This is a genomic window from Methanomassiliicoccales archaeon LGM-RCC1 (genome assembly GCA_030168575.1).
Lineage (GTDB): Archaea > Thermoplasmatota > Thermoplasmata > Methanomassiliicoccales > Methanomethylophilaceae > Methanoprimaticola.
Window position 1 is genome coordinate 539,950 of sequence record CP115555.1, and the last position, 13,796, is coordinate 553,745.

Below are 13,796 nucleotides of genomic sequence, written 5' to 3' on the forward strand. Positions count from 1 at the left end.
TAAGGGTGGGATATGCGCAGGATAGCGATCTACGGTAAGGGTGGCATAGGCAAATCCACGACCTCATCCAACATCTCCGATGCCCTGGCGGAGTCAGGGCTCAGAGTGATGCAGATCGGATGCGATCCCAAGGCCGATTCGACCAGCATGATCGTAGGAGGCAGGATCCCCACCGTATTGGACATCATGCGCGACAAACCTGACAGGGAACTGGACGACATGGTCCATGTAGGTTCCCACGGAGTGCTCTGCGTCGAATGCGGGGGCCCCCGCCCCGGCACGGGATGCGCCGGAAGGGGAATCATAGCCGCGTTCCAAGAGCTGGACCGTCTCGACGCCATGGACGTCTACAAACCCGATGTCATAATCTATGACGTTCTAGGAGACGTCGTGTGCGGAGGATTCGCCATGCCCATACGCAACGGCTACGCCAGGGATGTTTTCGTCGTCACATCCGGCGAGAGGATGTCCCTGTATGCCGCAAGGAACATCGCCACAGCGGTCAACGATTTCAAGCAGGACGGCTACGCCAGGTTCGGCGGGCTGATCCAGAACTCAAGGGGAGTGGAGGACGAGGACCGTCTCGTATTGGAAGCAGCCAAGGAGATCGGTTCAGAGATGATCTTCAGGCTCCCCAGGTCCCCCACAGTGCAACAGTGCGAATCGAAGGATTCCACGGTTGTCTCGGGAGCACCGGATTCCGATATGGCCAATCTCTACCGCAAGCTGTCAAAGGTACTGCTCGACAGGTCCGAGGATATCTCCGGCGGAATGAAGATCGACGATTATTCGGGATGCGACGGATGCAATTGAAAGGAGGAGTTGTATGAAGGTATTGTTGTTGGACATGACTCACGGCGGACAGATCCTAGCGCCATTATTCAAGGCAGAGGGCCACGATGTCGCCGTAGCGGACGTTTACAAGATCGCTACGGAGTCCATGCTGGAATCGCTCAGGTCCTTAGGGGCGGAAGTCTATGTGGGCAATCCTGCGCCTGGCCATTACGACCTCGTCTCCATGCCTTGTCACTGCCCGGACATCTTCCTGGAGGGCTGCACATACGATCAGCGCATCTGGTATTCGCAGGCCGTCAACCGTTTCATGGATGACAGGAGGTTCAGGATCGAGGTCACCGGAGTGAAGGGGAAGACGACCACATGTTACCTCATCTCCCACATACTGGCCAACAGCGGAAGGAAGGTCTATCTCAGGTCATCGAGGGGCTCCGGCCCTTACAAGCCCGAAGGCCACGACGTCAAGGAGCTGAAGAGCATCGCCCCGCCCTACCTGTTGGACCTCCCAGAGGGAGACTACGATGTGATGGTATGCGAGGTATCCCTCGGAGGATCCGCGAAGGCGGACATCGCATGCATCACCAACCTCCTGGAGGACTACGGCATCGCGAAGAAGACCCGCCGTGCGGAAGAGGCCAAGAAGGACATCCTCACGGACAAGGTCAACATCGTCCTGGAATCAGAGAAGGATATCTGGGCGAAGTACGGGAAACCCCTCACGACGGTCAAGAGCCGTGTAACGGTCAAGGAGACGCCGAAGTTCGGAGAGCCCCTGAAGCTCGTCGTGGATTACAACGGAAAGCACGATGTGGAGCTGGACGGCTCATATCTAGGTCTGCAGTACGTGGAGGCCATCGACATGGCCCTGTGCGTCTGCGACGCGATGAACATCGACTCAGAGAGCGTGTTCAGGGCATTGTCTACATTCAAAGGAATCCCTGGAAGGGGAGAGGTCACCGTCAGGGACGGCATCAGATACGTCATCGAACGCAACCCCGGCATCTCCCACATGTCCGTCAACCGCACCCTGAAGACGCTCGATGCGATGGGATGCCTGGACGGCGCATTGGTGGTCATCGATCCGGTGTCCAAGAAGGTCTGCGACAAGCTGGACCGCGACCTCATAGAGGGAGTCGTCGACAGCTACGGAGTAGGGCTCATCGTCACTCCGGGCGACGGAACCGAGCCGGAGATTCCCGCGGGCACCAAACTGGTGATCCGCATGACCAAGGAAGGGTACCAATGAGCGGAGTGTTCCACCCCCGTCCCAACCCCATAGTGGCCGCGATGTACACGGCCAGGGACATGAACGTGGACGTCGTGGTGATGCATGGCCCCGCAGGATGCTCCTTCATGGCCTCCAGGCCGATGGAGAACGCAGGGGTCAGGGTGGTGACCTCATCTATGAAGGACAACGACCTCATCTTCGGCGGAGGGCCCTCGTTGGAGAAGGCGCTCACCGAGGCGAAGCAGAGGTTCAATCCTAAGACGATGGCGGTAATAGGCACATGTGCCAGCACTATCATCGGAGATGATATTTCAGCAGTCATCGGCAGGGTCGATCTCGGAGATACGATCTGTTTCCCGATAGACTGCCACGGCTGCATGGACAGCAATACCGAGGGTGCGATCCGCGCCCTTAAGGCCGGAGCGAAGGCAGGGATAATCCCCTCCGATGAGGCGGACCGTCAGTCCAAGCTCCTTAAGGCCGCTACCGATCTCGAGAAGAAGAAAGGTATGGCCAGCAAGACCTACCTTTCACCTGCCGGAAGCCCCACAAAGCTGTCCGTATGCAAGAGGATAGAATCGACTCTCAAGGCCGGCGGCAAGGTCGCCGTCGTCATGGTGGCCAAGAAGGAACTGGCCTACCGCTTCGCGGACATGTTCAGCGCCGTCAACGACGCAAGGAAGAAACTGGGCGGAGAGACGTTCTTCGTCGCCAACCTCGACAGGGAGAAGGGACTGCCCCGCATCAGGGGATACTGCGATGACATCCTGAGGGACCTAGAGGCCCAGGATGTCAAGCTGGACAGGATCGTCGGCGGGCTCGACGAGTACGCCGTCGTCGGGGACGAGATGGGAGAGGCCGTTAAAGGATTCGGACCCGATCTCACCGTTGTATTGGGTATCTGCCATGCATATCCGTTCCTGGACGAGAACTGCGTCCTCGTGACGGATCAGCCCCGTGAGCTGCAGAACTACATCCAGGAAGGATTGGCAGCAGTCGGAGAGGTCGGCAGCCACGGTCTCGTGATGGGAACGAAGAACATAATCACGCTGGAGACCGCTCAGACGCTCAGAGAGCTGGTAGGATGAAGGGATTCGTCATTGCCGGTACCGGCAGCGGTGTCGGGAAGACATCCATCACCACAGGGATAATGTCCCTGCTCTCCAAGAAGTACAAGGTCCAGGGCTTCAAGGCCGGACCGGATTTCATCGATCCCATGTATCATTCTGCGGCCACCGGGAGGCCGTGCAGGAACCTCGATTCCTTCCTCATGGACGACGACACCATACGCAATCTCGTCGGCTTCGCATCCAAGGATGCAGACGTATGCGTCGTGGAGGGTGTGAGGGGACTTTACGAGGGGTTCGCGGGAGATTCCGACCTCGGTTCCACCGCATACATCGCCAAGCTCCTCGACTTGCCCGTCGTGCTGGTCATGGACGCGGGTTCCCTGACTCGCAGCACCGCTGCGATCCTCAACGGTTTCAAGGCCTTCGATCCCGACGTGAAGATCGCCGGTGTGATCCTGAACAAGGTGTCCGGACCTCAGCACACAGATAAGCTGGACGTCACCATGTCCACCTACTGCAAGGATGTTACCGTCGTCGGCAAGATCCGCAAGGACAAGGAGAACACCCTGGGCCAGAGGCATCTAGGCCTGCACACGATAGTGGATCCCGCCAAGAGCGGCATAGCTTCCCTTGAGAGGCTGGTCGATACCGTCGACCTCGATGCTTTGATGGGGATAGCAGAGTCCACCGATCCCGATCTCCCGACCGAATCACCGTATGTCCAGAGGGATGTCGGCGCCCGCATCGCCGTTCCCTATGACGATGCCTATTGCTTCTACTACAGGGAGAACATCGAGTGCCTGGAAGCCTCCGGATTCAAGACAGAGAGGTTCAGCCCCATCGCCGGGGACATCCTTCCAGATGCTGACGCGGTCTACCTCGGCGGAGGATACCCTGAGCTGCATGCACAGGCCATCTCTGAGAACAGGGATTTCATGGACGGTCTGAGGAACATGTCCCTCGAGAACAAGCCCATCCTGGGCGAGTGCGGCGGGCTGATGTCCATGTGCAGGAACATTATTGACCCGGAGGGCAGAAGCCATCCGATGGCAGGAATCTTCGAATGCGATTCGGTCTTTGTCAACAAGCGCCACGGCCCCACCTATGTCATGGCCGAGGCCAATGCGAACAACCCTCTTTTCAAGGGCAGCGTTCGCGGTCACGAGTACCATTATTCCGAGGTGTCCGCCTCAGGATCCGAGACCTTCGGCTTCGATGTGAAGAGAGGGCTCGGAATAGTGGACAAGAAGGACGGCCTGGTAGTCAGGAGATCCATGGGTTCCTACATGCACCAGCATGCCCTATCCTCTGACGATTGGACCAAGGGTTTCGTCGATAATCTCTGATTCTAAAACGAGCGAAGGTTTCCTAGTTTCCTGCAACTGCAGATCAGTTGAAGTCCTTCATCTCGACCCTGCCTTCCGCTAGGTCCACCACGGGCATGACGGCAGGGGTCGGGTTGAAGTTGTGGAGCTTCTGATACTCAGTCTGGCTCTGCCAGGTTGATGCATTGATCATCCTCACGCCGTTGTATTGGAATTGACCCATTCCGTGGACATGGCCGGATACGAAAATGTCCGGCACGATCTCCATGGCGAGGTAATCCTTCTTCTCCGGTGCGAGAGCGTTCCTCTGGCCGTAGATGGGCGCGAGATGCCTTCTGATGCACATCTCCTTCATGACCTTCAGCGGGTCCTCGTAAGTAAGGTACTGGACCGAGGCGACCCAATCGTCGATGCTCTTGCCGTGGTATGTCAGGACGGTCCTTCCTTCTACGTTCAGGTACACCGGATTGCTCACCATCAGGATGTTGGAGTCGAATCCCTTTGTGAACACCGAGTTCAGCGCGGGCTGCGGCTCCGCCGGACGGGCGGCATCGTGATTGCCGGGATGGATGACCATCTTGATGTGGTCGGGGATCTCCTTTAGGTACTCTGCCAGCTTCTCGTACTGCAGGTATATGTCGGGGATGTCCAGCTCCTTGTCCTGATCCGGGAACACCCCTATGCCGTCGACGACGTCACCAGGGAAGACAAGGTAGTTGATGCCCTCCTCCGCCGCGTTCTGCTTCAGCCACGCGGTCATCTTCTTCCATTGAGGCTCCAGGAAGGTGCTGCTGCCCACATGGCAGTCGGACAGGAACGCTATCTTGGAGGTGCTGTCGCTGATCTCCCACTTGTGCGTCTTTGGGATGTCCGGTCTCACGACCTTCTCGGCAGAGATGAACCCGGTGCGCGAGTTGGACCTCCCGATGATGCCGACGACCTCGTCGCTGACGAAGATCTCCTGAGATATCTGGGAGTCCTTCGATATGAACACCTTGATCATGCCCGTCTCATCCTCCATGGACAGCATGGTATGTCCGTTCTTGGTGATCGACACTTCGTATACTATGCCTATGACGCGCACCTCCCTGTCATGGGCCATGGCCCTCTCGATGCTGATCGCCTTGCCGAAATCGTTGCGCTTCTCGATCAGCCTCTTCATGGTGAAGAACCTGGCCTTGATGTACTGGGCGAAGTCGTTCACCTTCCCTTCGCAGGTGGACTGTCCGGTGACGTCCGTGCCGTTGACGATGCTGATGTCCGAGGTGAACTTGTTCTTGGGCTTGATCTCCTTGGGGGATTCGTGCAGTATCTTGTCGCCTGCGATGCAGTCCATGATGTCCTGCTTGCTGACGAACATGGTGTTCTTGGCCAGATGGGAGAATACGGTGTTCGTGAATTCCATCGGCTCGTTGTTGGAGAGTATCATCTCCAAAGCGTCGGGCGAGAAGAAGATGCCCCTGCTTGCGGCGGCCGATAGAACCTGCTCCCTCATATCCCTTCCCCATGCGGTACGATTAGTTATTGGTTTTCGTCCGGCGCGGACGGAGGATAATCAAGTAGGAAAATGATTAGAGATGTCCGCCATCATAAAAAGACCGACATTTTTAATATGGTCAAAAAATTTTTACTATTATATAATTGACCTCTGTTTTTTCGGTGGGATCTTTATAAATTACTAAAATATTGAGTATGTTGGATTAATAATCCAAGTGATACTGTGAATAGCAAGGTACTTGCGATCGCCGTCGTTGCTATTATTGTGGTTGCAGCAGCCGCAGTTGCTGTGATGGCATTAAACAACGGAAGCGACAAGGACAAGGTAACTATCGATGCTGGAAATCTCGTTTACGGAAACGCCAACAACGATGCTTACATCAACAGTGATGATGTTTCTTTCATTCAAGATATCATCGATGGGAAGACAACATGGGATGCAGAGAAGAACCCTCTTGCCGATGCAAACAATGATGGTGCGATCACAAAGGCTGACATCGACCAGGTCAACATGATTATCAACAACAAGCCTGGAAAGGTATGGTATCAGACGTATCTCGGATGGCCTATGGAGATTACATACCCTCTCGTCGACAGGAACATTTTCGTCTCATACTGGCAGCAGGCCGAGGCAGCAGCAGTCCTCGGAATCTGGGATGATGTCAAGGTTGCAAATGCATACGTAACACAGGTCAAGACACACCAGTATGATCTTTCACACGTAGTGGAGGTAGAGAGTGTATCGACCAACAACTGGTATGATACGACATTTGCTACATTCGCTGATGAGGACATCGATCTCATTATGGTCACACCTAACCAGAACAACTATGACAAGTGTAAAGCAGGATATATGGACACGCACCCCAACTGTGAGATCTTACTGCTCTCCCACGTCGGAAGCAACGCCATGTCCGCCATGCTCACAATGGGAATTCTTTTCAACAAGGAGGACAGGGCCGAGGCGTATGCAGAATACTGTTTCGGAGCCATCAAGGACATCCAGGATAGGATCAGCAATGTTGAGAAGAAGAATGTAATGGTGACCATGACAACACCTAAGGGATCAAGGACCGCAGTATGTTGTGGAACAGCCTACGAGGGATCTGTCAACCTTATGAGCCAGATTGCTAACGTCTACACCGGAGATGCACAGACTGCATACGGACAGACAGTCAAAGATCAGCTCTGGTATACAGAGGATGCTCAGGACAAATGGGAGGTCATTTTCATGAACTACTCTTCGATAGACTGGTTCACTTGTGAAAGCCAGCAACAGTACAATGAGTACTTTGACAAGGTAGCTGCATTCTTCGAGGGAACCGAGGCATATAAGAACAACGGAATGTGCGCTATGCCTTATGTCTGCGGAGGATACGCATCCTATGCGATGGCATATTACTGTGCATGGTACCTGTACCCAGAGCTCTTCACACAGGAAGAGGCGGAGAAGAACCTCCAGTACTGGTTCGACAACTTCTGCTGTCAGGACAACACCTACTTCGGAACTAAGCAGTACACGGCGAAGAACGCTTTCATCTTCTACACCGGTGACAATTACACCACCCTTGTTCAGAAGTATCAGAAAGAGAACGCCTGAGATAACTTTGAATTAAACCTTTTCCCAAACCCTTTACATTTCATGATAACAGGCGGGTATGATGGAAGAATATGATCCGATCGAGAATGCCGTGGATAGATGGACGGCCGAAGTGGAGGTCAAGGGATACGATGAGAAGATCTCCAGTTACAACAAGTACATTCGCGCCAAATGGCTGTTCATTATCGGTAGCGCGATACTCGCCTTCGTGTGCTCCATCTATGCATTGTCTATAGGTGCGGATTATGTGTCTTTCATGGATGCAATGGAGGTCGTGTGGAATCATATCACAGGACATCCCGGGGATATGTCCAAAGACAAGGTCGAGTATGCGGTTTGGTTCATCAGAAGACCATCGGTCTGCTGTGGCCTGTTGGCTGGAGCAGGATTGGCGGCCGCCGGTGCGGTTATGCAGAGCATTTTGAGGAATCCGTTGGCCGATCCTTACACGACAGGAATCTCATCGGGAGCATCCTTCGGAGCATCCTTGGCGATGGGATTGGGATTGTCAGTGGCATCGACCGCGTTTGCGGTGGTCACCAACGCATTTATCTTCGCGTTGATCCCGATGTTCGTCATCATCCTCGTATCCAAACTGAAATCCGCATCGCCTACCACTATGATCATGGCAGGTATCGCGGTGATGTACATCTTCAATGCGGCGACGACGCTGATCAAGTTGTTCGTCGATCCCGAATCATTGTCGGCCATATATTCCTGGAGTGTAGGTTCGATCGATATCGCCGGAAAGGGAATAGCTGGTTGGGATGCGGTAACAGCTATGTTCTTCTTCGTTGTGATCGGTGTAACCGCATTGTTGTTACTCTCCCGTAAGCTCAACGTAGTCGCCACTGGGGATGAGAGTGCAAAATCATTGGGAGTCAATTCTGATCAGCTCAGGATTATCGCTCTGCTGATCGTCTCATTCCTTGCGGCCGGAGTCGTATCCTTCACGGGATTGATCGGATTCATCGGACTGGTATGTCCTCACATAGCAAGGATATTCGTTGGTTCGGATAATAGATTCCTGATTCCTGCATCCGCAGCATTTGGTGCGGCATTGCTGATTATAGCGGATATCGTCGGAAAGAGCATCTTCTACCCCACCACCATCCAGGTAGGTGTGATAACCGCGTTCATCGGAGGACCTCTGTTCCTTTACCTGATCGTAAGGCAGAAGAAGGAGGCATGGTGAGATGAGGCTCCCGGAATTCCTCAGGGACGATGTGGATAAGACTCCGCCTGATTTCAATGCGGAGCACATCATTGAGATGACTGATGTGACCTTCGGGTACAAGTCCACGAAGACCATCCTTCATGATATTTCGTTCACTATAGACAAACCAGAGTTTGTATGCATCGTGGGTCCGAATGGAGTAGGGAAGTCCACTTTGATCAAGTGCATGAATGGTCTGTTGAAGCCGTCCACAGGTATCGTGAAGATCTACGGGAAGGAGGTCAGGACCTATGCGCTGAAGGAACTTGCCAAGGTTGCTGGCTATGTTCCGGTCAAGACCAATGATTTCAGTGTGCTTTCTGTTCTCGATACGGTGTTGATAGGAAGGTATGCTCATCAGTCCTGGAAGACCAAACCGGAGGAGGTTGCGATGGCCTACAAGGCCTTGGAGGCATTGGAGATGCAGGATTATGCCATGGAGAAGTTCAACGATCTATCCGCGGGACAATATCAGAAAGTATCCATCGCAAGAGGATTGGTCCAGGAGCCGAAAATACTCATTTTGGATGAGCCGACATCGAATCTGGACATCAGGCATCAGATATACGTCACTGCATTCCTAAAGAAGCTGTCCGCTAAGACGGGGATGACTATCATTATGATAAGTCATGATCTGAATCTGGCGGCGAAGTTCGCTGACAGGGTGATTGTGATGGAGGCACCAGGAAAGATACACAGCATCGGTACACCGCAAGAGGTGTTTACCGAGAAGATGATATCAGAGGTGTACAACGTGAAGTGCAGGGTGGAGGATGATGGTGGAACCCCGCACATTGTTCTGCAGTATGTGAAGTGATGAGGATTCTAACTTTTGTGCAGGCCAGCATCAGAAGGTATCACTGTCCAGGGGTTTGGTGCAGGAACCCAAGCTCCTGCTGCTGGACGAACCCACATCGAATTTGGACATCAGGCATCAGGTGTATGTATCCGCTTTCCTAAAGAGACTCTGCGATAAATCCAAGACGTCAGTTCTGATGATCAGTCACGATCTGAACCTGGCATCGAAGTTCGCCGATTGCGTCATAGTCATGGGGCCTCCCAGGGTGCTTTACGACATCGGTACGCCGCAGGAAGTGTTCACGAAGGAGATGATCAAGGACGTCTACAACGTGAACTGCAAGGTCATAGACGACGACGGGTCACCGCACATAATATTGGAGTCAGTGGGATGAATCCCGGCAAAACCGTTTTTATGCTCCATTCCGATGCAATCGCATGACCTCAGTGACGATCGAGTGCCTGGTGAACCCCAGCGAGGACGAGGAGAAGGTCGAGGCAGCGATACTGTCCATCTTCCCGGATGCTGAATTGGAACGCACGCCCAAGGGATTCAGGGGAACCGCGACCATCGACCATTTCTCGAAGATGATTCGCAGGCAGAAGATCCTCGACGCCACTCGCGGCGTGATGCTGAAGAACAGGCGCGGCGAGAAGACGTGGGTGAACCTGAATAAGCAGGTCGCAACCGTCGGCAAGGTATCCTTCGCCGACAAGAACCCCGTCCTTGGAGCGATAGAGGTCTGCATAGAGGACGACGACATCGAGGGATTGATCGACATCGTCGCACCCGTCACCGTCAACGGAGAGGAGGTCAGGATATGATTGGCATATCCTGCACGTCGTTCTCATCCGATTCCCCGCAGAAATGGCTGGACAGGATCGTGGGCAACTTCGACCTGTGGGAGATCTTCTCCGAGGCCAGTCACAGCATCGTCTACAATTTCAACGAGTTCTCGGAATTGCTCCCGTCCTACGACCTCAGCTATTCCGTCCATGCGCCGATATGCGACATAAACATCGCATCCATCAGCGGACCTGTCAGGGAGGCCTCCATGAAGGACATCCTGGACACCATCGAGGCGGCGAACAGGCTGGGCATCGACAGGGTCACCGTCCATCCCGGGCTGTCGTCCATGTCGGTGCACGGCATAGAGGATAGGTATCTTGTCCACGCAAAGGAATCCATGAAGGCCCTCGACAAGGCTCAGGCAGAGTACGGGGTGTCAGTCGCGATAGAGAACATGCCGGTCATGTACTTCTTCCTCGGACGCACCGCATCCGAGCTCAGCGACATCGTGGACGGTACCGACCTCGGGATCTGCTTCGACATCGGCCATGCCAACACCACCGGCCAGATCGATGCCATGATCGATACCTTCGGGGACAGGATAACGAACATCCACATCCACGACAACTGCGGCGAGAAGGACGAGCACCTGACCATCGGTCAGGGAAAGATAGATTTCGAGAGGGTCCTCTCGAAGCTCAAATTCTACAAGCGCAACTTCGTCATAGAGTCCAAGAACTACGAGTCCGCAGAGGAGTCTCAGTATATATTGGAGCCCATGTTGTCCTGAGGGGGATCCTCTGGAGGCTCATCCTTCTTGAATCCGGTATTGGACATCGTCTTCAGGTGCTTGATGCCGTACCATGTCTTGACGAACATCACAGGCAATGTCAGGACTCCGAAGATCAGAATGAGCAGGAACGGCAGAGTGAACCAGAGATCAACTGCCATCAGCCAGACCGCGAAGAAGTCGTTGATCAGGTGAACCAGGATTGTCACATGGATTCCGAACCTCATGAACAGGTATCCGAACATCAGGCCGCCTAGAAGGACGGTGAAGGATTTCCACCATCCCCATCCGCTCGCATGAGCGTATGCGAAGATGATCGATGAGACGATCATGAGGATCACAGCCGCTCTCGACACTCCGAATCCGCCGAACGGGTACTTCCAGAAGTCCTTCTGCCTTCCGGCGATGGCGATTATCATCATGGGGATGCCCATGAGCACCACGCGGAAGACTATCTCCTCCCATACGCCTGCGAAGGAGTATTCATAGAGGGCCTCTGTGAAATCCAAATTGGCCAGTGGGTCGGGGACCTTCACGTCTGCCCCAGCGAGCTGCAGCAATACGATTATCGCCGATTCCAGCACAAGGGTGGAGCCGAACAGGACACCGATCCAATATAATGGTGTCTTGGAAGCCCTCTCTACGTACTTGTCACCGCCTTTGAAGAATTCCTTGGAATCGATGATCACCATGATCAGGCTGGCGATGGAGCAGACTCCTATGAATGCGAAGAGGATCTGCACCTGCAAGGGCTCCAGCGTCACAAACTTGACCATCTCCCAGAAGAAGAGATAGAGGACGTCCTGTCTGGTCCCGGCGTACTCCATGGTTGTACCGAAGTAGTACAGCATGAGGCCGATGGACGCTATCGCGAGGATCAGGAACAGCCATGCTCCGGGGAAGGGCGTCTTCTCGAGGATCGGGTGCCTTCCCTCGGGGGGCTTGACGCGGTAATCAGCTATTGGTGCCTCCATGGCGAAGTTGGCACCGCATCTGATGCAGAACTTGTAGCCCAGCGTCTTGCACCTCTCGCAGTCGTCGCACACCATCCCTTCTCACCTCAGCAATTCAAGCACGCCATCGACGCGTTCCACCTCGATGACGGCCAGTAGGTTATCCTTGTAAATCGCGATGTCTTTTATCTCTTTTGCGATGTGTTCCTCGCGTTTCCTGGAAAGAGTACCGTATGATTTGAGCGTAGAATTGACGAACGCATCCCATTGTTTGGCCAGCTTCTCCGGCGTGCTGCCGTCGAAGATCCTCTTCATGCCCTTCTTGGCGATGCCGTGCTCCTTCACGAACTCCAAAGCTCCGACGGTGTCGCAGTAGAGGTCGGTGAACTCCGAATCGTTCATGTCCAGAGGTATGCACAGGTTCCCCGTTTCGGTCACCAGATCGATGAACGTGTACATCGCTGGTGACGGTATCTCCACCTCGCCGAACCTCTCCATGTGCTTCGCATAGACCATGTCCAGCTCGCTGACGTCGAAAACGTCCTGGATGTTGCGGCGGTTCTTCAGGCACTGTATGCCTTCGATGCTCAGCGCGGCGGCGTAGGCATCATGCTCCGAGAATTCTCCGCGGACCGTGTCCGCCTCTGAAACAAGACCGTTGACGACAGGGATGATGTCCACCCTGCAATCCCCCACATCGAGGGAGATCATCTCTTCGTTCTCCTCTCTTCCACCAGATCGGTGAGCTCGTTGGGCTCGTCGATCTTCTTCAGCTCCTCGTTGGAGACGATGGCGGTGTTGTTGATGTTGTCCCTCTCGCGCTTCTTCTCTACGATGAGGACCGAGAACCTGTCCATGATCCTGGACAGCTCGGAAGCGACTATGGCGCGCTCCATAACTTTTTCTTCATCGGAGCCCAGGCTCGTTAGCATCAGAGCCTTGTCGTTGGTCGAGACCGCTTCGAACGGGCTCCTCACGACGGGTCTGACGTTGAATCCCAGAGACGAGAGCTGCTGCAATGCGAATGTGCCTTCCAATGACTGGGGAGCCTCCCTCTGCTCTTCCAGGCGCTCCTTGCTCTTGAATGTGAACGGGTCTATCGGCTCGATGATCGGCAGCTCCAGGAACTCCTCCATGCGCAGCGCTGCATCGATCATGGCCCCCATACCGGACTCGTACATCTGGATGGTACGCCTCGAGACCCCTGCGGTCTCCGCCAGGACTCCCAGGCTGATGCCTCTGGCCTCCCTTGCGGCCTTCAGCATCTCGCTGTCCAATCTCACGTACAGTCCGCCGGGAGCTGCGAAGATGTAGGGCGGAGCCTCATCCAGAAGCAGGTCGGCCAGCGTCTCGTTGGAGACGATAGAAATGTTGAATCTTGAATAGACGATCCCGGGCTCCAACGCTCCGGAACTGGAGCGCTCTCCCGTGACCATCGGTGTGGCCCCGAGCGATTCCGCCAGGACCTTCATCTCATCGGCGTTCTCCTTCGAGAACGCGTCGATGTTGCTGAGGACCTTGATGATCAGCACCTGCTGGTCCCTCCTGGCCACGATGTCGAAGCATATGCCTCTCAGCGTGAGTGCGGAGGAGACGTCGAACCCCGCTTTCGCCAATATCGCGCGGGTCGTGTTGATCAGTTCCATCCGGTCCATGTTCCTAGATGGGTTTTCACTTCTATAAACCATTTCTCGAAAATTTTCGGGCGGGCGGTAGCCCGCCCTGTTGTTCTGT

At 54.4% G+C, this 13,796-nt stretch carries 13 protein-coding genes and 1 pseudogene; 10 read left to right on the top strand and 4 right to left on the bottom strand.

The annotated features are described in order from the left end of the window. Positions 1-12 precede the first annotated feature (12 nt). Genes PED39_02650 through cobB form a run of 4 tightly spaced genes read left to right on the top strand, consistent with a single transcriptional unit; the run spans position 13 to position 4,439 of the window. Entirely contained in the window at positions 13-813 is an 801-nt protein-coding gene (locus tag PED39_02650) for a nitrogenase iron protein NifH (GenBank protein WII08117.1), read from the top strand. 13 nt (positions 814-826) lie between these two features. Next, positions 827-2,041: a coenzyme F430 synthase gene (gene cfbE, locus PED39_02655; protein WII08118.1), complete on the top strand. Its 1,215-nt coding sequence runs from the start codon at positions 827-829 to the stop codon at positions 2,039-2,041. After that, positions 2,038-3,111, top strand: coding sequence for a Ni-sirohydrochlorin a,c-diamide reductive cyclase catalytic subunit (gene cfbD / locus PED39_02660; GenBank protein ID WII08119.1), 1,074 nt, complete (start codon positions 2,038-2,040; stop codon positions 3,109-3,111). The genes cfbE and cfbD overlap by 4 nt, the downstream gene beginning before the upstream one ends. After that, a complete protein-coding gene (gene cobB / locus PED39_02665) occupies positions 3,108-4,439 on the top strand; it encodes a hydrogenobyrinic acid a,c-diamide synthase (glutamine-hydrolyzing) (protein ID WII08120.1) in 1,332 nt (443 codons plus the stop codon). The genes cfbD and cobB overlap by 4 nt, the downstream gene beginning before the upstream one ends. Before the next feature lie 43 nt (positions 4,440-4,482). On the opposite strand, the gene PED39_02670 is transcribed toward cobB, so the two are convergent. Beyond that, positions 4,483-5,913 (bottom strand): DNA-directed DNA polymerase II small subunit, encoded by a 1,431-nt coding sequence (locus tag PED39_02670; GenBank protein WII08121.1) that lies wholly within the window; start codon positions 5,911-5,913, stop codon positions 4,483-4,485. 225 nt (positions 5,914-6,138) lie between these two features. Here PED39_02670 and PED39_02675 point away from each other — a divergent pair, with 225 nt between their 5' ends. The 6 genes and pseudogenes from PED39_02675 (at position 6,139) to PED39_02700 (ending at position 11,109) form a co-directional block, all read left to right on the top strand. Further along, on the top strand, positions 6,139-7,515 hold the full coding sequence (locus tag PED39_02675) for a hypothetical protein (protein ID WII08122.1): 1,377 nt from the start codon (positions 6,139-6,141) through the stop codon (positions 7,513-7,515). 91 nt (positions 7,516-7,606) lie between these two features. Continuing rightward, positions 7,607-8,710: an iron ABC transporter permease gene (locus PED39_02680; GenBank protein ID WII08123.1), complete on the top strand. Its 1,104-nt coding sequence runs from the start codon at positions 7,607-7,609 to the stop codon at positions 8,708-8,710. A gap of 1 nt (position 8,711) precedes the next feature. Next, a complete protein-coding gene (locus PED39_02685) occupies positions 8,712-9,548 on the top strand; it encodes an ABC transporter ATP-binding protein (protein ID WII08124.1) in 837 nt (278 codons plus the stop codon). A gap of 16 nt (positions 9,549-9,564) precedes the next feature. Continuing rightward, positions 9,565-9,924: pseudogene (locus PED39_02690) on the top strand (ABC transporter ATP-binding protein). A 43-nt stretch (positions 9,925-9,967) separates the two neighbouring features. Then, a complete protein-coding gene (locus PED39_02695; GenBank protein ID WII08125.1) occupies positions 9,968-10,354 on the top strand; it encodes a hypothetical protein in 387 nt (128 codons plus the stop codon). Continuing rightward, positions 10,351-11,109, top strand: a complete 759-nt coding sequence (locus tag PED39_02700) for a sugar phosphate isomerase/epimerase (GenBank protein WII08126.1) — start codon at positions 10,351-10,353, stop codon at positions 11,107-11,109. The genes PED39_02695 and PED39_02700 overlap by 4 nt, the downstream gene beginning before the upstream one ends. Here the strand turns inward: PED39_02700 and PED39_02705 are convergent. From PED39_02705 to PED39_02715, 3 genes are read right to left on the bottom strand one after another with little or no spacing between them, the layout of a single operon-like run. Then, positions 11,079-12,158, bottom strand: coding sequence for a CPBP family intramembrane metalloprotease (locus PED39_02705; GenBank protein WII08127.1), 1,080 nt, complete (start codon positions 12,156-12,158; stop codon positions 11,079-11,081). The two genes, PED39_02700 and PED39_02705, sit on opposite strands and share 31 nt — an antisense overlap. Positions 12,159-12,164: 6 nt before the next feature. Further along, a complete protein-coding gene (locus PED39_02710; GenBank protein WII08128.1) occupies positions 12,165-12,773 on the bottom strand; it encodes a hypothetical protein in 609 nt (202 codons plus the stop codon). Next, positions 12,770-13,717, bottom strand: a complete 948-nt coding sequence (locus tag PED39_02715; protein WII08129.1) for a transcriptional regulator — start codon at positions 13,715-13,717, stop codon at positions 12,770-12,772. Before PED39_02715 ends, PED39_02710 begins: the two co-directional genes overlap by 4 nt. Positions 13,718-13,796: the final 79 nt, after the last annotated feature.